Raw genomic sequence first — 22,934 nt, 5'->3', positions numbered from 1 at the left:
GGGGCTCCGCCCGGTGTCCTCAATCGCCGGACGGGCTCAATCGAGCCCGTCCGGCGATTGAGGACAAGCGGGGGGGTGCTAGGGGGCGCAGCCCCGCCAGGAGACGGGGAGAGGGCGGGACCGGGGCTCAGCCCGCCGCAGGCGTCACACCGTGTCCTCCGCCAGTTCCGCCACGCCGGTGATCCGGTGGAGGGCGAACGTGCGGACCTCCTCCGCCGTGTGGTCGAACGCCGTCACGTAGCCGCCCTCCACCCGTACCGGTGCGATCACGCGCTGGCTCGCCGCGCCCTCCGCGTTGACGTAGCCGATCCAGACGGGGGTGCCCGTCAGGACGGCCGCCTGCATCGTGGCGAGGGTCTCCGCCGACGTCGTGCGGGGGAGCCCGCCCGTCGCGGCGGCGGGGGAGGCTTTGCGGGGGGCCGTCGAGGCGCGGTCGCCGGCGCGGACGGCGCGGACGGCCGCGCCCAGGAGCGTGGCGTCGGGGACGGGCGGGCCCTCCGGCACGGGCGCGGGGGGTGTGCGCGGGGGCGTGCGGTGCGCGTCGGCGCGGGTGATGACGACGTCGCCCTCCGCCGATTCCGCGGCAGGCGCGTAGCCGAGGGCGCGCAGGCCCTCCAGCAGGGCGTCCGGCGGGACCTGCGCGGCCAGCACGGTGCCGGCGAGGCGGCGCAGCCGCAGGGCGGCCGAGCGGCGGTCGGCGAGGATCTCGCCGAGGACGGCCTCGTCGTCGCAGCGGACGTACGAGGAGGCGGCGCCCACGCGCAGGTGGCCGTGGCGGCGGGCGACGTCGTCGACGAGGTAGGCCAGCGGCTGGGGCACCGGGGTGCGGGAGTGCGCGGCGAGGAAGGCGTGCAGGTCGGCGGCGGTGCGTCCGGCGTCGAGGGCGCGGCGTACGGAGTCGGGGGCGAAGCGGTAGACGGTGGCGCCGCCCTTGGACTCGACGTCGGCCAGCAGGGCGAGTTCCTGGGCGAGGGGCCGGCGCAGGGGGCCGGGGGCGACGGCGGTGAGGTCGGCCTGCAGCAGGACGTGGTCGAGGGGTTCGGGCAGCAGCGGGGCCAGCAGGGCGGGGGCGGCGGCGGGGTCGGTGAGCAGGGCGCGGCCGTGGCCGGCGAGGGCGCCGCGGCCGGTGACGCCGAGGAGTTCGGCTTCGGCGAGGGTCCAGCGGGCGAGCCGTTCACGGGGGTCGTCGGCGGTGGTGCGCGGGGGGCGTTCCCAGCGGAGCCGGGCGAGGAGGGCGTCGTGGGGCACGGCGGTGCCGGCGGGCAGGGAGGCGAGCAGTTCCAGGACCCGGCGGCGGACCTCGGGCGCGGCGGACCGGTCGAGGTCGGGGCCGAGGGCGGCGAGCGTGCGGCCCTTGGCGTCCTTGCCGCCGACGAGGCCGGGGGTGCGGGTGGCGGCGAGCCAGGCGGTGGCGAGGTGGGCCCAGCGCTGTTCGGCGGGCAGGCGCAGCCAGTCGTCGTAGGCGGGGGTGGGGGCGTAGCGTTCGTCGACGTCGCCGTCGGAGGCCAGCAGACCGGCGGTGTAGGCGAGTTCGGCCCAGAAGGCGGCCGTCTCCTCGGTGGTGTCGAGGGTGGTGGCGGTGCGCTTGAGGTCGCGTACGCTCAGGCCGCCGGCGCGCAGGACGAGGGGGCCGTCGGTCTCCCAGGAGCCGAGGAGGTCCTCGACGGTGGCCAGCGCGGTGAAGGCGGCGCCGGCGGCGGTGGCGTCGATGGCGGGCGCGGAGTGCCCGGTCGGGGGCGCGAGTTCGGGGGCGAGCGGCTCGGGCGTGCGGTGGGCGCGGCCGCCGCGCAGGTGGAGGGCGGCCTCGCGGGGCAGGACGACGCTGCCGGGTGCGGTGGGCAGCAGCAGCCCGCGGTCGAGCAGCCAGCGCAGGTGCGGGGCGGGGTCGGCGGTGACGGTGCCGTAGGGCGGGCCCCAGGTGAGCCGGCCGAGGACGGCGGTGGCCTCGGCGGGGGCGTCGGCCAGGAGGGCGCTCATGCGGGCGCGGTCGCCGAAAAGGGCGGTCAGGGAGGCGACGGCCGTGACCGGATCGTGGGTGCCGGGCAGTCCGGCGGTGGTGATGATCTGCTGCAGCCGGCCGGGGGACATGCCCGCGGTGACCTCGGCGACGGTGGGGCCCAGGCCGGTGGGGGAGGGGCGCGTGGGGGTGGGGGCGAGGAGTTCGCGGACGGTGCGCACGAGGTGCAGGCGGTCCTCGCCGCCCCAGATGAGGGCTTGTTCGCGCAGGGTGGCGACCGCGCGCGGCAGCTCGGCGGCGACGGCCGGGTCCTCGGCGTCGTCCCCTGTCATCAGGGCGGCCAGCACGTCGTACGGGCAGGGGTCCGCGGCGATGGCCAGGGCCTCGGCGACCTGCAGTGCGAACCGGTCCAGCCGGTCGAGGGCGCGGACGACCGAGGCCCGGGTGGCCGCCCGCGTGGCGAGCTGGGTGAGGTCGCCCGGGACGGGATTGAGCAGGTCCGGCCGGGCGCGCAGCAGCGCGGCGAGGGCCTCGTCGGGACGGGCGCGCAGCTCCTCGGCGAGGGTGCGCGGGGCGCCGCCGGTGCTGCCTGTCTCCCGCGAAGTGGTCATTCTGTTTACGGTACCGGGTCCGTGCGGATCGGCCCCGGCTTCGCCCGGGCTACCGGGACGCGGGACGGGGAACCGGTACCGTCGGGGAAGGCGACGGCTCGTGCGGCCTTGGGGGCTTCGGTGGGGATCGAGAGCGATCAGCTGGTTTACGACTATCTGAGCAAGGTCGGCGACCTCGCGCAGAGACAGTCGCTGACCTCCGGGGACCGCATGCGCCTGGTCTCCCGCCTCCGGACCGAGATCGAGCGCCGCCGGGCCGCGGAGGGCGCCGAGACACCCACGGCCGTGCAGCGCATCCTCGACGGCCTGGGCACGCCCTCGGAGGCCGTGGCCGACGCAGACGGGCTGCTGGCCGGGGACGGGCCCGGCGTGCCGGTGGCGCCGGACGCGGGGCGGGTGCCCGAGCAGCGCCGGGAGGCCCTGCCGCCGCACCTCGCGCCCGAGGACCAGCTGCGGCCCGCGGGCGGCCGCCGGGAGGCCGACTGGTGGCGCACCGAGCGCATCGAACCGGTGCCGCTCGGCGGGGGCGGCGATGCCCGCCCGTCCGCGGAGGCGGGCGGGGACGCCGTGTACGGCTTCACCGGCGGCATCGAGATCGCCGACATGCTCAGGCCCCCGCCGCCGCGCCTCCCCGAGCCGCAGCTGTCGGCGGCCGCGAAGGCCGCCGAGGCGGCGGAAGGGCAGGGTACGCAGGACGAGGCGGCCGGCGAGCCCGGCTTCAGCCTGTGGCGCTCGCGGGCCGGGGTGCCCATGAGCCCCCTGCTCCTGCTGGTGGCCGTGCTGCTGGTCGCGGGCGCCGTGCTGGGCAACTGGCTGGTGCTGGTCGCCGGCTGGGCCCTGGCGTACGTCACCCGCCGACTGACGCAGACGGAGTCGAAGTGGGCGGTGCTGGGCGTGCCCGGACTGGTGGCGGCGGCCGGCATGGTGTGGCTGTGGGGCCGGGCCAACGGGCGCTGGGGCGAGCCGATACCGCAGGGCGGGATGGCGGCGGTGCTCTCCGACACGTGGCCGGTGGTCGTCAAGGCGGCGGCGGTGGCGTCGGCGGCATTCGTCCTGTGGCGAGCCCGCCGCCCGGGCTGAGCGGGCAGCGCCCCGCAGGGGCGCGGGGAACTGCGCGATCGGCCACCGGCGGCCTGCAGTCGACGTACCTGCCCGGGTCCGGGCGCGCACCACGGCACTTTCGTCTGCGGGCGCGTCGTGGCTTGTCGCGCAGTTCCCCGCGCCCCTACGGGGCGCCCTGGTGCCGCGTAAGGGGCGTTACTTGATGCCCAGCGCCTGCTCGATCGGGCTGAGCAGGAAGTAGACGAGGAAGCACAGTCCGACGGCGTTGAGCAGCCACGGGATCTCGCGGGCCCGGCGCGTGGCGATGCGCAGCAGGATGAAGGCGAGCACGCCGATGCCGATGCCGTTGGTGATCGAGTACGTGAACGGCATGGAGACGATCGTCAGGAACGCGGGGATCGCGATCGTGAAGTCGTTCCAGTCGATCTCCTTGACGTTGGACGCCATGATCAGGAAGCCGACGACGAGCAGGGCCGGCGTGGCGGCCTGCGAGGGCACGACGGTGGCCAGGGGGGTGAAGACGAGGGCGAGCAGGAAGAGGCCGCCGGTCATCACGTTGGCCAGGCCCGTGCGGGCACCCTCGCCGACGCCCGCGGTGGACTCCACGAAGCAGGTGTTGGCGGAGGCGGAGCCGGCGCCGCCGGCGGCGACCGCGATGCCGTCGATCATGAGGATCTTGCCCATGTTGGGCAGCTGGCCCTTGTCGTCGGTCAGCCCGGCCTCCTCGCCGACGCCGATGATCGTGCCCATGGCGTCGAAGAAGCCGGAGAGCAGCACGGTGAAGACGAACAGGCAGCCGGTGAGCAGCCCCACCTCGTGGAATCCGCCGAAGAGGCTCACCTTGCCGACGAGTCCGAAGTCGGGGGTGGCGACGATCCGGTCCGGCCAGGTGGGCACGGACAGGCCCCAGTTCTTGCCGGGGAGGTCGGCGAGGGAGTTGATGACGATGGCGACGAGCGTCATCACGACGATGCCGATGAGGATGGCGCCGGAGGTCTTGCGCACGACGAGGACGAAGGTCAGTGCGAGGCCGAGGACGAAGACGAGGACGGGCCAGCCCTGCAGCTGACCGCCCTGGCCGAGGCCGAGCGGGACGGTGGTGTGCGCGGCGTCGGGGTTGCGGGTGACGAAGCCGGAGTCGACGAGGCCGATGAGCGAGATGAACAGGCCGATGCCGATGGCGATGGCCCGCCGCAGCCCGGCGGGGATGGCGTCCATGACGCGCTGCCGCAGGCCGGAGGCGACGAGGATCATCAGGACGAGGCCGGCGAGGACCACCATGCCCATCGCGTCCGGCCAGCTCATCTTGGGGGCGAGCTGCAGCGAGACGACGGCGTTGATGCCGAGGCCGGCGGCGCAGGCGATGGGCACGTTGCCGATGATGCCCATGAGGAGGGTGGACAGGCCGGCCATCAGTGCGGTCGCGGTGACCAGCTGGCCGTTGTCCAGGTGGTGCCCGAACTTGTCCTGGCCGGCGCCGAGGATGATCGGGTTCAGCACGATGATGTACGCCATCGCAAAGAACGTGGCCAGACCGCCGCGCAGTTCTCGGGCGACGGACGAGCCGCGTTCGGTGATCCGGAAGTACCGGTCGAGGACGCCGCGCCCGGCGGCGGGGGGCGGGCCGGACGGCTGCTGGGCGCGGGCCGCGGAGGTGGCCGAGGTGGGCATGCGGAACCTCAGTCGTATGGGCCGGGAAGGGCCGGGAAACAAACAAAAAAGGATCTTGAATGCCCGTTGATTCGGCACCGATTCGCCATCGTTTGGCCGATCAAACAAAAGCGAGCAGTCAAATTCCGTTCGATTCAGTATGAATAAACAAGGCCGGATTGGCTATCTCCGCGCGTAGACCCCTGCGGCGCAAGGCCTCGGACGCACTAGGCTGGTCGTCATGAAGAAGTGGACACCCACGCACGAGGCTCCCGAGCCCCTGGAGGGGCCCGTCGTCGCCACGATCACGGGCGGCACGATCGTGTGGTTCGTCCTCTTCCTGGCCCAGCTGCCGTTCTACGGGTGGTTCGAGGACCACGGGCACCTGTGGTGGGTGTGGACGTGCCTGGCCGGCGCCGGCCTCGGCCTCATCGGCATCTGGTACGTCCGCAGGCGCGACGCCGCGCTCAAGCGGCACGCGGCGGCCACGGCCGCCGCCGGCGCCCCGGCCGAGGGCCGCGACTGACACCCGGCCGAAGGCCGCGACCGGCCCTTTCGGCTACCGTCGGAACATGGGCGAACCGTCGCGGGCGACGGCAGTCGCTCGGCATCCCGGCCTCGGCGCCCGGGAGGTGGCCGAGCGGGTCGCGCGCGGCGAGGTCAACGACGTCCCCGTACGGTCCTCCAGATCCCTGGCGGACATCGTCCGGGCCAACGTCTTCACCCGCTTCAACGCCATCATCGGCGTCCTCTTCCTGATCATCCTGGTCGTCGGCCCGATCCAGGACGGCCTCTTCGGCTTCGTCATCATCGCCAACACCGCCATCGGCATCGTCCAGGAACTGCGCGCCAAGCGGACGCTGGACTCCCTGGCCGTCGTCGGCGAGGCCCGGCCCACCGTCCGCCGCGACGGGGCGCCCGTGCCCGTGGCCACCCACGAGATCGTCCTCGGCGACGTCATCGAACTCGGGCCCGGCGACAAGTGCGTCGTCGACGGCGAGGTGGTCGAGGCCGACGGGCTGGAGATCGACGAGTCCCTTCTGACCGGCGAGGCCGACCCCGTCCTCAAGCGCCCCGGCGACGCGGTCATGTCCGGCTCGTTCGTCGTCGCCGGCAGCGGCGCGCACACCGCCACCAAGGTCGGCCGCGAGGCGTACGCGGCCCGGCTCGCCGAGGAGGCGTCCCGCTTCACCCTCGTCCACTCCGAACTGCGCACCGGCATCAGCCGGATCCTCAAGTACGTGACGTGGATGATGCTGCCCGCCGCCATCGGCCTCGTCCTCAGCCAGCTGGTCGTGCAGCGGCACGACTGGCGCGAGGCCGTGCGGCGCATGGTCGCCGGCATCGTGCCCATGGTCCCCGAGGGGCTGGTGCTGCTCACCTCCGTCGCCTTCGCCATCGGCGTCGTCCGCCTCGGCCGCCGGCAGTGCCTGGTGCAGGAGCTGCCCGCCATCGAGGGCCTGGCCCGCGTCGACGTCGTCTGCCTGGACAAGACCGGCACCCTCACCGAGGGCGGCATGGACGTCGCCGAGCTGCGCCTGCTGCCCCGCGCCCCCGTCGAGGGCGAGCAGGCGCGCCAGGTGCTCGGCGCGCTCGGCGAGGCCGACCCCCGGCCCAACCCCAGCCTGCAGGCCGTCATCGACGCCTTCCCCGCCCGCCCCGGCTGGCGCTGCACCCAGGCGCTGCCCTTCTCCTCCGCCCGCAAGTACAGCGGGGCCGCCCTCAACGGCCCCGACGGCGAGAGCGGCACCTGGCTGCTCGGCGCGCCCGACGTGCTGCTGCCCGACGGGGACGGCGCCCTCGCCGAGGCCGAGGACCTGGGCGCCAAGGGCATGCGCGTGCTGCTGCTGGCCCGCGCCCCGTACGACCTCGACGACCCCCGCGCCACGCAGGACCTCCAGCCCACCGCCCTCGTCGTCCTCGCCCAGCGACTGCGCTCCGACGCCGCGCAGACCCTGCGCTACTTCGCCGAGCAGGACGTCGCGGCCAAGGTCATCTCCGGCGACAACGCCGTCTCCGTCGGCGCCGTCGCCGCCCAGCTGGGGCTGCCCGGCGCCGACGGGCCCGTGGACGCCCGCCGGCTGCCCGCCGACCCCGACCGCATGGCCGGCGCCCTCGAACGCGCCACCGTCTTCGGCCGGGTCACCCCCCGCCAGAAGCGGGACATGGTCGCCGCCCTGCAGGCGCGCGGGCACACCGTCGCCATGACGGGCGACGGCGTCAACGACGTCCTCGCCCTGAAGGACGCCGACATCGGCGTCGCCATGGGCTCCGGCTCCGAGGCCACCCGGGCCGTCGCCCAGATCGTGCTGCTGAACAACGGCTTCGACGTGCTGCCGTCCGTCGTCGCCGAGGGCCGGCGCGTCATCGGCAACATCACCCGCGTCGCCACGCTCTTCCTGACCAAGACCGCCTACTCGGTGCTGCTGGCGATCCTCGTCGTCGCCACCCGCGTGCCCTACCCCTTCCTGCCGCGCCACCTGACCCTGCTGTCCACGCTGACCATCGGCGTGCCGGCGTTCTTCCTGGCCCTCGCCCCCAACAAGGAGCGGGCCCGGCCGCACTTCGTGCGCCGGGTCATGCGCTACGCCGTGCCGTCCGGGCTGATCGCGGGTCTGGCCACCTTCGCCGCGTACCTGCTGGCCCGCGCCCACTACAGCGGGCCGGGCTCGCTGCAGGCGGAGACCAGCGCGGCCACGCTCACGCTGTTCCTGATCTCGATGTGGGTACTGGCGATCATCGCCCGGCCGTGGACGTGGTGGCGCGTGGCGCTGGTGGTGGCCATGGGGGTGGGCTTCCTGGCCGTCCTGGCGGTGCCGTGGCTGCAGCACTTCTTCGCGCTGAAGCTGGTCGGCACGCTGATGCCGTGGACGGCCGTCGCCATCGCCACCGCGGCGGCGGTGGTACTGGAGCTGACCTGGCGCTGGATCGGCCGCCGCTTCCCGGCGTAGCGCCGGGGCCCTGCCCGGGTGGATCGTGCAGTGCCCCGTAGGGGCGCGGGGCGGTGTCGATATGCAGCTGCCGCCGCGTGGGCGCGACAAGCCACGACGCGCCCGCACGTGAGTGCCGTGCTGCGCCCGGGCCCGGGGGTGCGCGTTCGGCTGCAGGCCGTCGGTGGCCGATCGCGCAGTTCCCCGCGCCCCTACGGGGCACTGCGTGATCCGCCGGACAGCCCCTACGGGGCGCCGTGGTGCCGCGGCCTTACGTCCCCTCGGGGGCGTCCTCCAGCATGCCGCGGATCTGTTCGCGCAGCTCCGGGCTGTCCTCGTGCTGGTGGACGGAGACGGCATGCTCGGTGGCGGCGCGCAGGACCTCGTCCTCCTCACCCGTGATCGTCAGCGTGCAGTGGGACTCGCTGGGGTACTTGCGGCAGTCGGCTGTCTTCCTGGTCATGACGGCCTCCTGGTCGTACGGCCCGTGGTCGTGACGGGCCCACTACGACCAGGGTAGGCACCGTCAGTCGAACCAGCGGGCCCGCGCCAGCTCCTGCGTGCGCGAGGGGTCCTCCAGCAGTGCCGCCGCCTCGAAGCGGCGCGACCACGCGCCGGCCGCCCAGGCCAGACCGGCCGCCAGGCCCTCCAGGGTGGTCGCGTGCAGGACGCCGTCCGGGCCCAGGCGCCAGTCCAGCTCGACGCCGCCGACGACCAGCTCCTCGTGCTCGACGTACGTCCCCGGCGCGCCCGGCAGCAGGGCCAGCAGCCCCGCCGGGACCTGGTGCACCTCCCCGTCGCCCGCAGGCACGGTCACGGGGAACACCTCGCTCACCCGCCGCACCTGCAGCAGCTCGGCGAGGGCCGCGGCCCGGTCCGGGCGGACGGGCAGCAGCGGGTGGCCCGCCGTGAGGGGCATCAGGTCGGGGGCGTCGGCGACGAGCGCGTCGGCCGCGTCCACCACCCGTACCTCGCCGTCGACGACGGCCCGCAGCTCGTCCGGGAGAGTGACCTCCTCCGGGTCGAGGGTTGCCAGCGCCCCGTACAGCCCGTGCAACTGGGCCTCGTGCACCGGGCGGGCCGGGTCGGCGAGGCGGGCCAGCAGCTCGGCGGCGCCGCCGGGCTCGTCCAGCAGGGCGGCGAGCGAGGTGCGCACGCCGAGCGCCCGCAGCACCTGCTCGTCCGCGAGACCGCCTGCGTCCGCCGCCTCGTACAGGCCCGCCAGCAGCGGGTCGCCGCCGGCCGCCCGCAGGCCCGCCGGGCGGCGGCCGTCCAGGACGGGGTGGCCGCGCAGCCACCACGCGGTGTACGGGCGGACGGACTCGGTGGTGCCGTCCGGCAGCAGTACCCGCACCGGCGTGGTCAGCGCGTCGCGCAGCGGCGGCTGCGCGAGCAGGGCCAGCGCCTGCGGCCAGGCGTCGTCGTCGACGAGCTCCAGGTCGCGCACGGCGGTGATCTCGGTGGCGACGGGCGGCACGGGCGTGTCGGGGAAGCGGTCGAGGACGTCCTCGCACCAGACGTCGACGGCGTCCAGCAGGCCCACGTCGTCCGGCTCGGCGTAGTCGCCGTCGCGCGGCTCCAGCTCGTCGGGGTCGAGGACGACGTCGCCGGCGCGCACGAGCGCGAAGGTGGCGAGGACGCCGACGGCGGTCAGCGGCTGCTCGCCCCAGCGCGCCGCCAGCTCGGCGTCGACGGCGGCGAGCTCGCCGGGCCTGATGACCTGCTCGAAGGGGCTGCCGGGCAGGACGAGTTCGCCCGCGGGGGCGAGCTCGCCGTCCTCGTCGGGCAGGGCGAGGGCGCCCAGCCAGGGCTCGTCGCCGGGGGCGAGCTCGGCGTCGCGCACGAGGGAGAGGACCACCTCGGCGAGGGCGTCGGCGTCCAGCGTCCCCTCCTCGTCCCACACCTCCTCGGCGTCCAGGGAGTTCGCGACGGCCGCCCGCACCTGGGGGGTCGTCAGGATCGCGCGGGGCGAGGACGGGGTGGCGCCGAGCTTCTCCAGCAGCGGGTGCGCGGCGTCGGGGTGGGCGATCCGCAGGCCCAGCCGGGAGAGCCGCTCGGAGCCGGTGGTGTCGGAGGGCGGCAGCAGCACCTGCCGGGGGCCGACGGCGGTCCGGCCGTCGGCGAGCGGGACGGGCAGGCCGGTCAGCCGGTCGGGGTCGACCCCGGCAAGGCTGTCGTACAACCGCCACCACCACGACGGGTCGCGCTCGACGCCGGCCAGCCGGTCGACGACCTCGCCCAGCGGGATGCGGACCACGCCCAGGGCGCGCAGCTCGGGGCGGCGCTCCAGGCCGGCGGGCAGCAGGGTGGGGAACAGCTCGGCGAGCACCGCCACGGTCTCGGCGCCCGCCCCCTCGACGAGCTCGGCGTCCAGCGGCCGGATGGCCACGGGCTCGCCGGCCTCGGCGAACGGGTCGTCCCAGGCCGGGCGCTCGGCCTCGGCCGGCGCCGCCCCCTGCGCGGTGTGCGTGGCCGCGTCGGGGCCCTCGGTCCAGGGGATGCCCTCCACGCCGGTGCCCGGCGCCGGCGCCGGCTCCTCCGGCAGGCTGCCGGCCGCGCCGGGCAGGAACGGCACGCGCGGCAGCCGCTCCAGCACCAGCCGGCGCAGCTCGGCGTCCACGGCCCCGGTGGCCAGCGGCGCCGGTACGAGGTCGAGGGTGCCGGTGGAGACCGGGTGCCAGTCGCGCAGCAGCGCCGTGTACGTCTCGGCGGCGCGCCCGATCAGGAAGTCGGTCAGCGCACCCGGCGCGGTGTGCCGCCGGGTGGGCTCCAGCGGGAAGCTCGCGATCAGCAGCGCGGGCAGCCGCAGCGGCTCGTCGGTGGGGGTCGGCGCATGCACGACGGGCGCGGTCACGGGGCGTACGGGCTCGCCGGCCGGGCCCACGGGCACCGCCCAGGTGACGGACCAGTACGGCCGGTGGCGCTCCTCGACGGGCCGGTCGGCCAGCAGCGCGGCGTCCAGGCGGCCGCAGGTGCTCTCCACCCGCCAGCGCGTGGCACCGGCCCGGGCGGAGTCCTCGACGACCGTGTACGGGCCCTGCCGGTGCCGGGTCAGGGTGCGCACCCCGCCCTCCGGCGTCTCGATCACGACCTCGGCCAGGCCGGGCAGCGTCAGCAGCAGGGCGTCGTCGATCCCGGCGAGCAGACGCCGGGTCAGGTCCTCGGCGGCGACGTCGCGCAGGGGCAGCACGACGACCGTGTCGTACCCGGCGGGCGCGGCGCCCTCCGCGGGCAGCGGCAGCCGCAGCAGCGGCACGTGGCCCTCGCGGCGGCGGATCTCCTCGGCCAGGGCGGGCACGCCCTGCGCCGCGGCCTCGGCCAGCGCCCGGCCCTCGGCCAGGGACCAGCGCACGCCCCCGGTGCGGCCGAGCACGGCCGGCTCGTCGGTGACGGCGAGGACGGCGGCGAAGCCGACGCCGAAGCGGCCCACCGGCGCGCCGGGCCCGGCGGGCTCGGCATCGCGCTTGGCGGAGGCCCGCAGGGTGGCCAGGGACTCGACGCCGGCGGCGTCCAGCGGTGCACCGGTGTTGGCGGCGGCGAGGGTGGCGGGCGCGCCGGCGCCGCCGGCGTGCAGCGTCAGCCGCAGCCGGCCGGGGACGCCGGCGCGGGCGGCGGCGTCGGCGGCGTTCTGGGCGAGCTCGACGACGAGGCGGTCACGGTAGCCGCCGAGGGCGAGATCCTCCTCGGCGTTGGCGTCCTCCCGGAACCGTGCGGGCGAGGCCGCCCACGCGTCCAGCACGCCCTGCCGCAGCCGCGCGGTCCCGAACGGATCCATCACGCTCGTCGCTCCCCTCACAGGTGTGTATGGGGCGACGGTACCGCTCGCTTGCGGGCAATCGTCCCGCAGGGCGGTGGGGGCACCTCCCGGCGGTAGCTGGCTGGGGGAGGGTGGGCACACCCACCGGCTCGCATCCCGCCAGGCTCAGGAGTGCCCGAGATCCTCTTCGGCCGGCTGTTCGCCGCCCTCGCGCAACGGCATCTCGTCCACGAGCGTCTCGTCGACGACCGGCGGCGCCGGCCGCGGCGGCTTCGGCATGACGGCCGCCTCGGAGTGCCCGCCGCACCCGTAGGAGAGGGACACCACGTGCCCGTCCGCCGGCCCGAACTCGTTCGCGCAGATGCCGAACGCCTGGCCGAGGGAGCCGCCGATCGGCACGAGGAAGCCGCAGCTGACGCAGGAGGCGGGGGCGGCCTGGGCCATGGGCGTCTTGGAGCCGTGGGTCTCGTCCCAGCGGTCGGCGGCGGTGTGCAGCCCGTAGCGGGACAGGACCCGGGCGCGGCGCATGCCCAGTTCCTCGGCGAGTGCGGAGATCGAGCCGCGCCGGGGGGCGACGGGCTGGGCGGCGGGCGGGCCGGCCGTGACCTCGGCGTCCTCGGCGTCGGCGAGCTCGCTCATCTCGTGGGAGACCGCGGAGTTCGCCGGGGGCTCCTCCTCGCCGGTCCAGCCGGGCTCCAGGCGCAGGTCGTCGGCCTCGGTGGGCAGCAGGTCGCCGGGGCCCATGTCGCCGGGGCGCAGCCGCTCGCTCCAGGGCACCCATTCCGGGGCGAGGAGGGCGTCGGGGCCGGGCAGCAGGACGGTCTCGTCGACGGTGACGAGCTTGGCGCGGGAGGCGCGGGCGACGGTGACGGCCCAGTGCCAGCCGCGGTAGCCGGGGTCGTGGCAGGCGAAGTGGTGGGTGACGACGCGGTCCCCGTCGGCGGTGACCTGGACATGGTCGCCCACCGTGCTCGGTGCGGCGGCCTCCTCGGCGGCCGCCCGGGCGAGTTCGACCGCCTCGGCGCACAGGCGGTCCGGGGTACGGCTTCGCATCGCAGCACTCACAAGAATCGATTCTCTCTTCCACGCCGTCTCACGAGTGCGCCGACCGGGCTGCCGGGGGCGACGGACGGAGCGGACCGCTGGACCGCGTCGACGTCCGCGCCCGGACGGCCCGGGCACACCTGTCACCCCCCATTCTGCGGGATGGCGACCCGGGGTGCGGCCGAAGCGGACGGCCGGTGGCGCGCTGTGCACGCTACCCCGCGCGGCCACCTCGGGCATACCCGGGCGTCACCGTCGTGCCGACGGCGGGGCGTGCCGGGGCCGGGCGGCCCCCGAAAGTGCCATCGGCGGTGCCAGTTGGGGCAGTATGGCGTGGTGGGAGCCATCCGGTCGGCCGAGGGCGGCCCGCTGCGCCGTACGGCCAGCCGGGCCGCGCGCGTCGTGCGCGCTCCTTTCCGGGGGGCGGCCCGGGGCATCCGCCGGGCGACGCATGCCCACGGCGCCGGCGAGTCGGGGCTGGCGAAGCTGATCGAGCTGCACGCGGTGAACTCGGCGGGCGACATGCTGATCACGGTGGCGCTGGCGTCGACCGTGTTCTTCTCGGTGCCCACCGATCAGGCGCGCGGCCGGGTGGCGCTGTACCTGGCGGTGACGATGGCGCCGTTCACGCTGCTGGCGCCGGTCATCGGCCCCTTGCTGGACCGGCTGCCGCACGGCCGGCGGGCGGCGATGGCGGGCGCGATGCTGACGCGGGCGGTGCTGGCGGTGACGATGTCGGGCGCCGTGGCGACCGGCGGGCTGGAGCTGTATCCGGCGGCGCTCGGGGTGCTGGTGGCGTCCAAGGCGTACGGGGTGGTGCGCTCGGCCGTGGTGCCGCGGCTGATGCCACCGCGGATCGCGCTGGTCAAGGCGAACTCACGGGTGACCCTGGGCGGGCTGCTGGCGACGGGACTGGCGGCCCCGGTGGCGGCGGGGCTGCATCAGGTGGGGCCGCAGTGGCCGTTGTACGGGGCGTGCGTGGTGTTCGCGTTCGGCACGTACTTGTCGTTGTCGTTGCCGGCCACGGTGGACTCGGCCAAGGGCGAGGTGCGTGCGCTGCTGCACGCGCCGGAGCAGCGCGGCCGCGCCCGGCGCGGGCGGCTGCGCACGATGCGGCGGCCCAAGGGGCCGGGGCTGCGCACGGTGGGCGCCTCGGTGCTGCACGGGCTGCAGGCCAACGGCGCGCTGCGCATGCTGTCGGGTTTCCTGACGTTCTTTCTGGCGTTCCTGCTGCGGGTGCATCCGCTGGACGGGCTGGGCCCGGCGCTGTCGCTGGGCGTGGTGGTGGTGGCGGCCGGTGGCGGCAACGCGCTGGGCACGGCCATGGGGGCGCTGCTGCGCTCGCGCGGCCCCGAGAAGACGATCGCGCTGGTGCTGACGGTGGCGCTGGCGTCGGCGGTGCTGGCGGCGGCCCTGTACAACGCGGTGTTCGTGGTGCTCGTCGCGGCGGTCGCCGGGATCGCGCAGGCGCTGGGCAAGCAGTCGCTGGACTCGCTGATCCAGCGGGACGTGCCCGAGCAGGTGCGCACCTCGGCGTTCGCCCGTTCGGAGACGTTGCTGCAGATGTGCTGGGTGGTGGGTGGCGCGATCGGGATCGTGCTGCCGCTCAATGGGGTGGTCGGCATGTCGGTGGCGGCGGCGTTCCTGGCGCTGGGGGCGGCCACTGCCGTACGGGGGCTGCTGGCGGCCGCCCGGCGCGGCTCGCCGCACCCGCGCGTGGCCTGATCGAACGGGCCCGATAGCCTGCCCGCATGACCGCTGCGATTATCCGGGGCAAGCGCCGCCGCGCCACTGCCGCCGTCGGTGCCGTGACCTTCGGGCTCGTCGCCCTTTCCGCCTGCGACAAGCCGACGCCGCTGGCGACCGTGACCGTCGGTTCGACGACGATCACCGCCGAGGCCGCCTGCTACAACGACGGCGAGGCCATCGCCAACGACAAGGTCCTCGGGTGCATGAAGGGCGACTCGGGCAAGACCGTCAAGGCGTCCATGGAGGACAAGATCCGCTTCGGCGTCGACCCGAAGATCGCGGACGAGGGCTGGACGATCTTCATCAACAACACGCCTGCCGAGCAGGAGGCGAACAAGAAGACGTACCGGACCATCCCGGCCAGCGCCTTCTTCGCCGGCGGCCAGGGTGGCGCGGTCCAGAAGACGCAGGTCAGCATCGTCGAGGCGGCGTCCGGCAAGGCCCTGGGCGTCTGGAACTTCACCCTTGAGCGTCAGTCCTGACCGCCGCATGACCTCCCACCGGCGCGCCCTGGTCGTCGCGGCCGTCGCGGTCGAGCGGGACGCCGTGACCGCCGCCGGGCCGCGCTGCGAGGAGCGCGTGCTGCCCGGCGGCCTCGTGCTGCACCGGCTGCGCGCGGGCGGCGCGGTGCTCGACGTCCTGGCGGGCGGTGTGGGGCCTGCGGCCGCCGCCGCCTCCACGGCCACGGCCCTGACCGCGGCCGCGCTGGCCGGCGAGCCGTACGACCTGGTGCTGAGCACGGGCATCGCGGGCGGTTTCGCGCCCGCGGCGCCGCTCGGCACCGTGGTGGCCGCCGAGACGATCGTGGCGGCCGACCTGGGCGCGCAGGCCGCGGACGGCTCCTTCGTGCCGCTGGCCGAGCTGGGCTTCGGCACCGGCTCCCACGTCGTGCCCGAGGACGTCGTCCGTACCCTGGCCGACGCCACCGGCGCCGTGCGCGGTGACGTGCTGACCGTCTCGGCCACCACCGGCACCGCCGCCCGGGCCGCCGAGCTGGCGGGCCGTCATCCGCGGGCCGTGGCCGAGGGCATGGAGGGCTTCGGCGTCGCCGGGGCGGCCGCCGCCCACGGGGTGCCCGCGGGCGAGCTGAGGACGGTCTCCAACGCCGTCGGGCCGCGCGACCGCGAGTCCTGGCGCATCAAGGAGGCGCTCGGTGCGCTGACCGACGCCTTCGGCAAGCTGATCCCCGTCCTGGCCGAGCGAGCGGAGGTGGCCCGCTGATGTCCCAGCCGACCGAGCAGCCGTTGCAGGTGGCGTACTCCCCCTGCCCCAACGACACCTTCACCTTCCACGCCTGGGCGCACGGGCAGGTGCCCGGCGCACCACCGATCGACGTGACGTTCGCCGACATCGACGTCACCAACGGCATGGCGCAGCGCGGCGAGTTCGACGTGCTGAAGGTGTCCTACGCCGTGCTGCCGTACGTGCTGGACGAGTACGCGCTGCTGCCCTGCGGCGGGGCTCTGGGGCGCGGCTGCGGCCCGCTGGTGCTCACCAGGGACCGGGCGACGCCGGCCGACCTGGCCGGGCGGACGGTGGCCGTCCCCAGCGAGCTGTCCACCGCCTACCTGCTGTTCCGGCTGTGGGCGGCCGCGGAGGTGCCCGGCGGCGTCGGCGAGGTCGTCGTCCTGCCCTTCCATGAGATCATGCCCGCCGTGCGGGACGGCAAGGTGGACGCCGGCCTGGTCATCCACGAGGCCCGCTTCACCTACCGCGACTACGGCCTGACCTGCCTGGCCGACATGGGCGCGCACTGGGAGGACACCACGGGCCTGCCCATCCCGCTGGGCGCGATCATCGCCAAGCGGTCCCTGGGCGCCCCGCTGCTGCGGCGGCTGGCCGAGGCGGCCCGCACCTCGGTGCGCATGGCCTGGGACGACCCCACGGCCTCGCGGGAGTACGTGCTGGCCAACGCGCAGGAGATGGACCCGGCCGTGACCGACCAGCACATCGGGCTGTACGTCACCGAGTTCACCGCCGACCTGGGCGAGGCCGGCTACGCCGCGGTGCGCGGCCTGCTGACCCGCGCCGCGGCCGAGGGACTCGTACCACCCCTCGGCCGGGACGCGCTGGCATTCCCGGGCGCCTAGGCCCCGTTCTCAGACGTCCAGCTGGTCGGCGACCGCGCGCAGCATGTTCGCGATCTTGGCGCCGTGGGCCTTGTCGGGGTAGCGGCCGCGCTCGAGCTGCTGGGTGACGTTCTCCAGGAGGGTCGTCAGGTCCTGCACGATGGAGGCGAGCTCGTCCGGCTTGCGGCGCTGCGCGGCGGCGACCGAGGGGGTCGGGTCGAGGACGGTCACGGAGAGCGCCTGGTCGCCGCGCTGGCCGGCGACGACGCCGAATTCGACCCGCTGGCCGGGCTTGAGGGCGTCGACTCCGTCAGGGAGCACCGAGGAGTGCACGAAGACGTCTCCGCCGTCGTCGCGGGAGAGAAAGCCGAAGCCCTTCTCGCTGTTGAACCACTTGACCTTGCCGGTAGGCACGTCTTGTCCTCGTCCTCGTGTCTCGTCGAAATATGCCGTAATTCAACAGAAAAACAGCTCTGGATAGCATTACAGCGGGTCGCAAGGGCCCGCTACCCCCAAGGCTAATGGTCCCCGGCCCCGTGACAAGACGTCCTTGGGTCGTACCCCTACCCTGGTCGGGTGAGTGATGAAACGCCCCGGGCCGGGGATCTGCTGGTGCGCGCCGGCGCCGTCGTCTTCCTCGTCGGGGCGGTGGCCACCCTGGTCACCGTCGCCCCGCTGTTCCTCGGCTGGGACCCGCTGCCCTCCGTCGCGTACGCCGTGTGCATGTTGATGGGCGTCGGCTTCCTGATCGCCGCCGCCGGAGTGCTGCGTTCCGTCGCCGACCAGCGGCGCCGGGCCCGGGCTCAGGCGGCGCCCGCACCGCCGGTGTAGTCGCGCAGCCAGGCGGGGAAGTCCGCAAGTCCCCCCTCCAGCACCACGTCCGCCCCCGCCGCGCGCAGTGCGGCCGCGTCGTACGGGCCGGTGGGCACCGCGACCGCCAGCGCACCGGCCTCGTGCGCCCCGCGTACGTCGCCGACGTGGTCGCCGACGTAGACCTGTGCCCCGTGCGCGCGCAGCGCGATCGCCTTGCTCTCGGCCCACAGGTCGCCGACCAGGTCGTCCGCCGCGATGCCCAGGTGCTCCAGGTGCAGCCGGGCGTTGCGCGGGTTCTTGCCGGTGATCACGACGGCCCGGCCGCCCAGCGCGCGCACGGCGGCCACGGACTCCAGGGCGCCCGGCAGGGCGGGCGAGGGGGTGATGCCGTGGTGGGGGTAGGCGTCGAGGTAGATCGCGTTGGCCTCGGCGAGCTCCTCGCGGGGGAACCAGTTGCCGAGCTCCTCCAGCAGGGGCGGGCCGATCCGGCTGATGACCAGGTCCACATCGATGTACGTGCCGGTGGCGGCGGCCAGCGCCGCGTAGGCGGCCCGGATGCCGGGCCGGGAGTCGACGAGCGTGAGGTCGAGGTCGAAGCCCACGGTGGGGCCCGGTCGGGGAACCGATCGCAGCGTCATGCGTTCATCGTACTTTCATTAGCTCAGGTAATGAGTTAATCTAAAGAACATGCCGGATCTGTCCAGCAACCCCGACGACATGGCCGCCGTCAACGCACTGCGGTCCGGAGTCATGCGCATGTCGCGCAGGCTCAAGCACCAGCGGGTGGACGAGTCGCTGAGCCCCACCGAGATGTCGGTGCTCGGCACGCTCGCCCGCTGCGGCTCCGCCACCCCGGGCGAGCTCGCCCGCAAGGAGCACGTCCAGCCGCCGTCGATGACCCGCATCGTGGCGCTGCTGGAGAGCAAGGGACTGGTCAGGCTCGAACCACATCCCGAGGACCGCCGCCAGAAGGTGGTCCGCCAGACGGAGCGGGCCGAGGCCATGCTCGAGGAGAGCCGGCGCAAGCGCAACGCCTGGCTGGCCGACCTGGCCGGGCAGCTGGACGAGGACGAGTGGGCGACGCTGCGCGCCGCCGCGCCCGTCCTGGAGAAGCTCGCGCAGCTGTAAGGACGCACAGAAGGAGGCGAACCCATCTTGAGTTCGGGAACCGGAGCAGACTCCGCACCCGCACCGAACCACCACCACGACGACACCCGCACCACCTCCCTGCCGCGCACGCAGCCCAAGGGAGGCACCTTCAGCTCACTGCGGAACCGCAACTACCGCCTCTTCGCCGCCGGCCAGGTCGTCTCCAACACCGGCACCTGGATGCAGCGCATCGCCCAGGACTGGCTGGTCCTCGGCCTCACGGGCTCCTCCGCCGCCGTCGGCATCACCACGGCGATGCAGTTCCTGCCCCTGCTCTTCCTCGGCCTGTACGGCGGTGTGATCGCCGACCGGCTCCCCAAGCGCAGGCTGCTGCTGGTCACCCAGGCCGCCATGGGCGCGACCGGGCTCTTCCTGGCCGTGCTCACCCTCACCGGCCAGGTCCGGGTCTGGCACGTCTACCTCACCGCCCTGGTGCTCGGCATCGTCACCGTCGTCGACAACCCCGCCCGGCAGGCCTTCGTCGTCGAGATGGTCGGCCCGGCCGACCTGCGCAACGCCGTCAGCCTGAACTCCGCCAATTTCCAGACCGCCCGCCTGGTCGGCCCCGCCGTCGCCGGCGTGCTGATCACCGCGGTCGGCAGCGGCTGGGCGTTCCTGCTCAACGGCCTCTCCTTCGCCGCACCCATCGCCGGCCTGCTGCTGATGCGCACGAGCGAGCTGCACAAGGTCGACCGCGCCCCGCGCGGCAAGGGCCAGATGCGCGAGGGCCTGGCCTACGTCGCCGGCCGCCCCGAGCTGATCTGGCCGATCGTGCTCGTCGGCTTCATCGGCACCTTCGGCTTCAACTTCCCCATCTGGCTCACGGCCTACGTCAACGACGTCTTCCACTCCGACGCCAGCACCTACGGCCTGCTCAACACCCTCATGGCCACCGGTTCCCTCGCCGGCGCCCTGCTGGCCGCCCGCCGCGGCAGCTCCCGCATGCGGCTGCTCGTCGGCGCCGCGGCCGCCTTCGGCCTGCTGGAGGTCGCCGCCGCGCTCGCCCCCTCCTTCTGGGTCTTCGCGCTGCTGCTGGTCCCGATCGGCATGTGCGGCCTGACGATCAACGTCACCGCCAACTCGGGGCTGCAGATGGCCTCCGACCCCGCCCTCCGGGGCCGGGTGATGAGCCTGTTCCTGATGGTCTTCATGGGCGGCACGCCCCTGGGCGCCCCCCTTGTCGGCTGGATCACCGACACCTACGGCCCCCGCACCGGCTTCGTCGCCGGCGGCGCCGTCTCCGCCCTCGCGGCGGCCGGCGTCGGCCTCGCCCTGGCCCGCGCGGGCGGCCTCCGCCTGAAGATCGACCTGAGGCCGGGGCGCCCGCACGTGGCGTTCGTACCGCGCAAGCCGGCGGAGGTGACGGTGGCGGCGTAGGCCGGCAGGGTCTCCGGTCTCCCTGCGCGGGAGACTGGACCCATGCGACTGTTCGCAGCAGTGGTCCCGCCCGCCCCGGCCGTCGACGAACTGGCCGCCGAAGTGGCACAGCTGCGCGCCGCACTGCCCGAGCGGGGCCACGGCCGGCTGCGCTGGACCGAGCCGCCCCTGTGGCACTTCACCCTCGCCTTCCTCGGCGAGGTCGACGAGACCCTGCTGCCGGAGCTGGACGAGCGCCTCTCCCGGGCCGCCCACCGGCACCCGGTGCACGAGCTGCGGTTCGACGGCGGGGGCCGCTTCGGCGACCGCGTCCTGTGGGTCGGCGCCACCGGCTCCGTGGCGACCCTGGGCGCCCTGGCCCGCTCCACCGTCGCCGGCGCCCGGCGAGCCGGGGTGCACCTGGAACGGGTCAAGCCGTTCCGCCCGCACCTCACGCTCGCCCGCACCACCGGGCACGTGGACCTGCGGCCGTATGCGCAGGAGCTCGCCGACTTCCACGGCCGCAAGTGGTGGGTCGAGCGACTGGAACTCGTCCGCAGCCACCTGCCCGCCTCCGGCGTGCCCGGCGAGCGCCCCCGCTACGAGACCGTGGCCGCCTGGCCCCTGGGCACCAGGCGGGCCGGCTGACCGGTCCGGTTACGCTCGTGGGGTGGACCCCAAGACCAGGAACCGGATCATGACCGGTGCGCTCGCCCTCATGCTCGTCGTCGTCGCCGTGGTGGCCGCGGTGAGGTAGCCGAGGCAGCTCACCAGGCGAACGCCTCGGGAGCCGGCCCCGGGCCGGGGAAGATCTCCTCCAGCGAGGTCAGCAGCTCCTCCGGCAGCACCAGGTCCACCGCCCGCAGCGCCGACTCCAGCTGCTCCGCCGTGCGCGGCCCCACGATGGGCCCTGTCACCCCCGGCCGGGACAGCAGCCAGGCCAGGGCCACCTCGCCGGGCACCAGCCCGTGCTTGTCGACCACGTCCTCGTACGCCTGGACCTGCTCGCGCACCGCCGTGTTCGCCAGCGCCTGCGCCGAGCGGCCCGCGGCGGCACCGCGCTTGATCACCCCGCCGAGCAGCCCGCCCTGCAGCGGGGCCCAGGGAATCACCCCCAGGCCGTACGCCTGCGCCGCCGGGATCACCTCCATCTCCGCCCGCCGCTCGGCCAGGTTGTACAGGCACTGCTCGCTCACCAGCCCCAGCGACCCCCGCCGGTGGGCGGTCTCGTTGGCGCGGGCGATGTGCCAGCCGGCGTGGTTGGAGGAGCCGACGTAGAGCACCTTGCCCTGCTGGACCAGCACGTCCATCGCCTGCCAGATCTCCTCCCACGGCGTCCTGCGGTCCACGTGGTGGAACTGGTACAGGTCGATGTGATCGGTGCGCAGCCGCCGCAGACTGCCCTCGACCGACCGCCGGATGTTCAGCGCGGACAGCCGGTCCTCGTTGGGCCACGGCCTGCCGTGCGGATTCATCGCCCCGAACACCTTCGTCGCGACGACCACCTTCTCCCGGCGCCCGCCCCCACGCGCGAACCAGCTCCCGATGATCTCCTCGGTACGCCCCTTGTCCTCGCCCCACCCGTAGACATTGGCGGTGTCGAAGAAGTTCACCCCGGCGCCGAGCGCCGCCTCCATGATGGCGTGACTGCCCGCCTCGTCGGTCTCGGGCCCGAAGTTCATGGTCCCCAGCACGATCCGGCTGACCTTCAACCCGGTACGCCCCAGCTGCGTGTACTCCATGCCCCCAGCCAACGCCCGGGAACGGCCCGGAAGCAAGGAGGCCGGGAGGGCGGGCGGAAGCGTGTCGGAGCACCCCCGGGCACCACGGTGATCAACGCACGTGGTCCGACCCCAGCAGCAAGCTGCCCAATGCCGTGCGCTCGTGGCGAACCGCGCGGCCCGTGCGGGTGGTGGTGATCAGGCCTGCTGCCCGGAGGGCTGCGGCGTGGGTGGAGGCCGTGGCCGGGGCGACGCCCAGGTGACGGGCCAGGGTTGTGGTCGTGTGGGGGGTTTGCAGGAGGAGCAGGGCCGTCAGGCGGGTGCGGCCCAGGACCGCCGCGAGGTCGGTCGGTGTCGCCGTCGGGGGCAGGCCGGGGCCCGCCGGGTAGGTCAGGTGCAGGGGTTCGTCCGGCAGGTCGGCCGGCAGGGGGTGGCCCGTCCAGTGGAACGTGGGGTGCAGGGTCAGGCCGCGGCCGCCGAGGTGGATCTCGCGGGTCCCGGGTGAGGCCAGCTCCCAGACGGCGCCCTTCAGGCTGCTGCCCGGGACCAGTGCGGTCAGGGCCGGTCCCAGACCCTGCTCCGCCACCCTCAGGGCGTGGCGCGTGAACTCCGCCCGGTGCAGGTCCTGCACCACCGGCCACACCGGGCGCAGGATCGTTTCGAAGGCGGCATGGTGGGCGCGGTGCAGGGTCGTCCACGGGGCGGCATCGGCGCCCTCGTGCAGGTGGCGGATCCATGCCGGGGCCGCGTGACCGGCGTACACGCGTTCCAGCTCCGAGCGGAGGAGGGCCGGGCGCGTGGCCCGTATCGTCTCCGCGGCTTCCTGCAGTGTTTCGGCGAACACGTCGAGGAAAACGGGGGCTTGTGTGCCCGGTACCAGGTCGGCCAGCGGATTCACCGTGGCCGGCAGCGTCCGTGCGATCCGTTGCCGCCAGCGGGCGTGGAGCAGAGTGCCGCCCGGGGCGAGGAGTTTGAGGAACGCGGTGTTCAACTCCTGCAGCGGTGCCGGGCGCGGTGCGAAGCGTACGCGCGCGAAGTCCGTTGCCGTGAAGACGATGCGTATCAA

The 22,934-nt window shown here is 74.6% G+C and carries 20 protein-coding genes; 11 read left to right on the top strand and 9 right to left on the bottom strand.

Features of this window, described 5'->3' with window-relative positions:
• Nucleotides 1–144 precede the first annotated feature (144 nt).
• Entirely contained in the window at nucleotides 145–2,568 is a 2,424-nt protein-coding gene (locus tag AB0K17_RS21260) for a helicase C-terminal domain-containing protein (protein ID WP_365983859.1), read from the bottom strand.
• A 120-nt stretch (nucleotides 2,569–2,688) separates the two neighbouring features.
• On the opposite strand from AB0K17_RS21260, the gene AB0K17_RS21255 reads away from it, so the two are divergent.
• Nucleotides 2,689–3,648 (top strand): hypothetical protein, encoded by a 960-nt coding sequence (locus AB0K17_RS21255; protein ID WP_365983858.1) that lies wholly within the window; start codon nucleotides 2,689–2,691, stop codon nucleotides 3,646–3,648.
• Nucleotides 3,649–3,825: 177 nt separating this feature from the next.
• Here the strand turns inward: AB0K17_RS21255 and AB0K17_RS21250 are convergent, their stop codons facing one another.
• Nucleotides 3,826–5,301, bottom strand: a complete 1,476-nt coding sequence (locus AB0K17_RS21250; RefSeq protein ID WP_365969272.1) for an NCS2 family permease — start codon at nucleotides 5,299–5,301, stop codon at nucleotides 3,826–3,828.
• A gap of 220 nt (nucleotides 5,302–5,521) precedes the next feature.
• Here AB0K17_RS21250 and AB0K17_RS21245 point away from each other — a divergent pair, with 220 nt between their 5' ends.
• Nucleotides 5,522–5,806, top strand: a complete 285-nt coding sequence (locus tag AB0K17_RS21245; protein ID WP_365969271.1) for a DUF2530 domain-containing protein — start codon at nucleotides 5,522–5,524, stop codon at nucleotides 5,804–5,806.
• Nucleotides 5,807–5,852: 46 nt separating this feature from the next.
• Complete coding sequence (locus tag AB0K17_RS21240) at nucleotides 5,853–8,231, top strand: HAD-IC family P-type ATPase (RefSeq protein ID WP_365983857.1); 2,379 nt, start codon at nucleotides 5,853–5,855, stop codon at nucleotides 8,229–8,231.
• A 250-nt stretch (nucleotides 8,232–8,481) separates the two neighbouring features.
• On the opposite strand, the gene AB0K17_RS21235 is transcribed toward AB0K17_RS21240, so the two are convergent.
• The 3 genes from AB0K17_RS21235 to AB0K17_RS21225 all read right to left on the bottom strand — a co-directional run bounded on the left by AB0K17_RS21235 (nucleotide 8,482) and on the right by AB0K17_RS21225 (nucleotide 13,020).
• Nucleotides 8,482–8,673, bottom strand: coding sequence for a DUF1059 domain-containing protein (locus AB0K17_RS21235; RefSeq protein ID WP_365983856.1), 192 nt, complete (start codon nucleotides 8,671–8,673; stop codon nucleotides 8,482–8,484).
• 63 nt (nucleotides 8,674–8,736) lie between these two features.
• Nucleotides 8,737–11,985, bottom strand: coding sequence for a molecular chaperone Hsp90 (locus AB0K17_RS21230; protein ID WP_365983855.1), 3,249 nt, complete (start codon nucleotides 11,983–11,985; stop codon nucleotides 8,737–8,739).
• 147 nt (nucleotides 11,986–12,132) lie between these two features.
• Complete coding sequence (locus tag AB0K17_RS21225) at nucleotides 12,133–13,020, bottom strand: DUF3027 domain-containing protein (protein WP_365983854.1); 888 nt, start codon at nucleotides 13,018–13,020, stop codon at nucleotides 12,133–12,135.
• A gap of 327 nt (nucleotides 13,021–13,347) precedes the next feature.
• On the opposite strand from AB0K17_RS21225, the gene AB0K17_RS21220 reads away from it, so the two are divergent.
• The 4 genes from AB0K17_RS21220 to AB0K17_RS21205 are packed head-to-tail and all read left to right on the top strand — an operon-like array spanning nucleotide 13,348 to nucleotide 16,850.
• Nucleotides 13,348–14,736, top strand: a complete 1,389-nt coding sequence (locus AB0K17_RS21220) for an MFS transporter (RefSeq protein ID WP_365983853.1) — start codon at nucleotides 13,348–13,350, stop codon at nucleotides 14,734–14,736.
• A 26-nt stretch (nucleotides 14,737–14,762) separates the two neighbouring features.
• Nucleotides 14,763–15,242, top strand: a complete 480-nt coding sequence (locus AB0K17_RS21215) for a DUF2771 domain-containing protein (protein WP_365969264.1) — start codon at nucleotides 14,763–14,765, stop codon at nucleotides 15,240–15,242.
• A 7-nt stretch (nucleotides 15,243–15,249) separates the two neighbouring features.
• On the top strand, nucleotides 15,250–15,981 hold the full coding sequence (locus tag AB0K17_RS21210; protein WP_365983904.1) for a futalosine hydrolase: 732 nt from the start codon (nucleotides 15,250–15,252) through the stop codon (nucleotides 15,979–15,981).
• Entirely contained in the window at nucleotides 15,981–16,850 is an 870-nt protein-coding gene (locus AB0K17_RS21205) for a 1,4-dihydroxy-6-naphthoate synthase (protein ID WP_365983852.1), read from the top strand. Before AB0K17_RS21210 ends, AB0K17_RS21205 begins: the two co-directional genes overlap by 1 nt.
• 9 nt (nucleotides 16,851–16,859) lie before the next feature.
• Here the strand turns inward: AB0K17_RS21205 and AB0K17_RS21200 are convergent, their stop codons facing one another.
• Nucleotides 16,860–17,243, bottom strand: coding sequence for a cold-shock protein (locus AB0K17_RS21200; RefSeq protein ID WP_344432632.1), 384 nt, complete (start codon nucleotides 17,241–17,243; stop codon nucleotides 16,860–16,862).
• Between the two features lie 162 nt (nucleotides 17,244–17,405).
• Between AB0K17_RS21200 and AB0K17_RS21195 the strand changes: the two genes are divergently transcribed.
• Nucleotides 17,406–17,660, top strand: a complete 255-nt coding sequence (locus tag AB0K17_RS21195) for a hypothetical protein (protein WP_365983851.1) — start codon at nucleotides 17,406–17,408, stop codon at nucleotides 17,658–17,660.
• Here AB0K17_RS21195 and AB0K17_RS21190 read toward each other — a convergent pair.
• Nucleotides 17,633–18,280, bottom strand: a complete 648-nt coding sequence (locus AB0K17_RS21190) for a haloacid dehalogenase-like hydrolase (RefSeq protein WP_365983850.1) — start codon at nucleotides 18,278–18,280, stop codon at nucleotides 17,633–17,635. The genes AB0K17_RS21195 and AB0K17_RS21190 overlap by 28 nt on opposite strands.
• A 49-nt stretch (nucleotides 18,281–18,329) precedes the next feature.
• On the opposite strand from AB0K17_RS21190, the gene AB0K17_RS21185 reads away from it, so the two are divergent.
• Genes AB0K17_RS21185 through thpR form a run of 3 tightly spaced genes read left to right on the top strand, consistent with a single transcriptional unit; the run spans nucleotide 18,330 to nucleotide 20,795 of the window.
• A complete protein-coding gene (locus AB0K17_RS21185; RefSeq protein WP_365969259.1) occupies nucleotides 18,330–18,770 on the top strand; it encodes a MarR family transcriptional regulator in 441 nt (146 codons plus the stop codon).
• A 27-nt stretch (nucleotides 18,771–18,797) separates the two neighbouring features.
• The gene (locus AB0K17_RS21180; RefSeq protein WP_365983849.1) at nucleotides 18,798–20,168 is read left to right on the top strand and encodes an MFS transporter; all 1,371 of its coding nucleotides are present in this window, start codon (nucleotides 18,798–18,800) and stop codon (nucleotides 20,166–20,168) included.
• Between the two features lie 42 nt (nucleotides 20,169–20,210).
• Nucleotides 20,211–20,795, top strand: coding sequence for an RNA 2',3'-cyclic phosphodiesterase (gene thpR, locus AB0K17_RS21175; protein ID WP_365983848.1), 585 nt, complete (start codon nucleotides 20,211–20,213; stop codon nucleotides 20,793–20,795).
• Between the two features lie 119 nt (nucleotides 20,796–20,914).
• On the opposite strand, the gene AB0K17_RS21170 is transcribed toward thpR, so the two are convergent.
• Entirely contained in the window at nucleotides 20,915–21,889 is a 975-nt protein-coding gene (locus AB0K17_RS21170) for an aldo/keto reductase (RefSeq protein WP_365969255.1), read from the bottom strand.
• A 91-nt stretch (nucleotides 21,890–21,980) separates the two neighbouring features.
• Complete coding sequence (locus tag AB0K17_RS21165) at nucleotides 21,981–22,934, bottom strand: helix-turn-helix domain-containing protein (RefSeq protein ID WP_365983903.1); 954 nt, start codon at nucleotides 22,932–22,934, stop codon at nucleotides 21,981–21,983.

The organism is Streptomyces sp. NPDC049585 (assembly GCF_040675615.1).
Classification (GTDB): Bacteria; Actinomycetota; Actinomycetes; order Streptomycetales; family Streptomycetaceae; genus Streptomyces; species Streptomyces luteosporeus.
This window is presented reverse-complemented; position numbering and strand designations above follow the sequence as displayed.

Bases quoted from the DNA above. Each gene is read 5' to 3' on its own strand.
- AB0K17_RS21225 (WP_365983854.1), bottom strand. From the start codon at position 13,020: ATGCGAAGCCGTACCCCGGACCGCCTGTGCGCCGAGGCGGTCGAACTC.
- AB0K17_RS21245 (WP_365969271.1), top strand. From the start codon at position 5,522: ATGAAGAAGTGGACACCCACGCACGAGGCTCCCGAGCCCCTGGAGGGG.
- AB0K17_RS21260 (WP_365983859.1), bottom strand. From the start codon at position 2,568: ATGACCACTTCGCGGGAGACAGGCAGCACCGGCGGCGCCCCGCGCACC.
- AB0K17_RS21205 (WP_365983852.1), top strand. From the start codon at position 15,981: ATGTCCCAGCCGACCGAGCAGCCGTTGCAGGTGGCGTACTCCCCCTGC.
- thpR (WP_365983848.1), top strand. From the start codon at position 20,211: ATGCGACTGTTCGCAGCAGTGGTCCCGCCCGCCCCGGCCGTCGACGAA.
- AB0K17_RS21215 (WP_365969264.1), top strand. From the start codon at position 14,763: ATGACCGCTGCGATTATCCGGGGCAAGCGCCGCCGCGCCACTGCCGCC.
- AB0K17_RS21210 (WP_365983904.1), top strand. From the start codon at position 15,250: ATGACCTCCCACCGGCGCGCCCTGGTCGTCGCGGCCGTCGCGGTCGAG.
- AB0K17_RS21240 (WP_365983857.1), top strand. From the start codon at position 5,853: ATGGGCGAACCGTCGCGGGCGACGGCAGTCGCTCGGCATCCCGGCCTC.
- AB0K17_RS21230 (WP_365983855.1), bottom strand. From the start codon at position 11,985: ATGGATCCGTTCGGGACCGCGCGGCTGCGGCAGGGCGTGCTGGACGCG.
- AB0K17_RS21170 (WP_365969255.1), bottom strand. From the start codon at position 21,889: ATGGAGTACACGCAGCTGGGGCGTACCGGGTTGAAGGTCAGCCGGATC.
- AB0K17_RS21190 (WP_365983850.1), bottom strand. From the start codon at position 18,280: ATGACGCTGCGATCGGTTCCCCGACCGGGCCCCACCGTGGGCTTCGAC.
- AB0K17_RS21235 (WP_365983856.1), bottom strand. From the start codon at position 8,673: ATGACCAGGAAGACAGCCGACTGCCGCAAGTACCCCAGCGAGTCCCAC.
- AB0K17_RS21250 (WP_365969272.1), bottom strand. From the start codon at position 5,301: ATGCCCACCTCGGCCACCTCCGCGGCCCGCGCCCAGCAGCCGTCCGGC.
- AB0K17_RS21185 (WP_365969259.1), top strand. From the start codon at position 18,330: ATGCCGGATCTGTCCAGCAACCCCGACGACATGGCCGCCGTCAACGCA.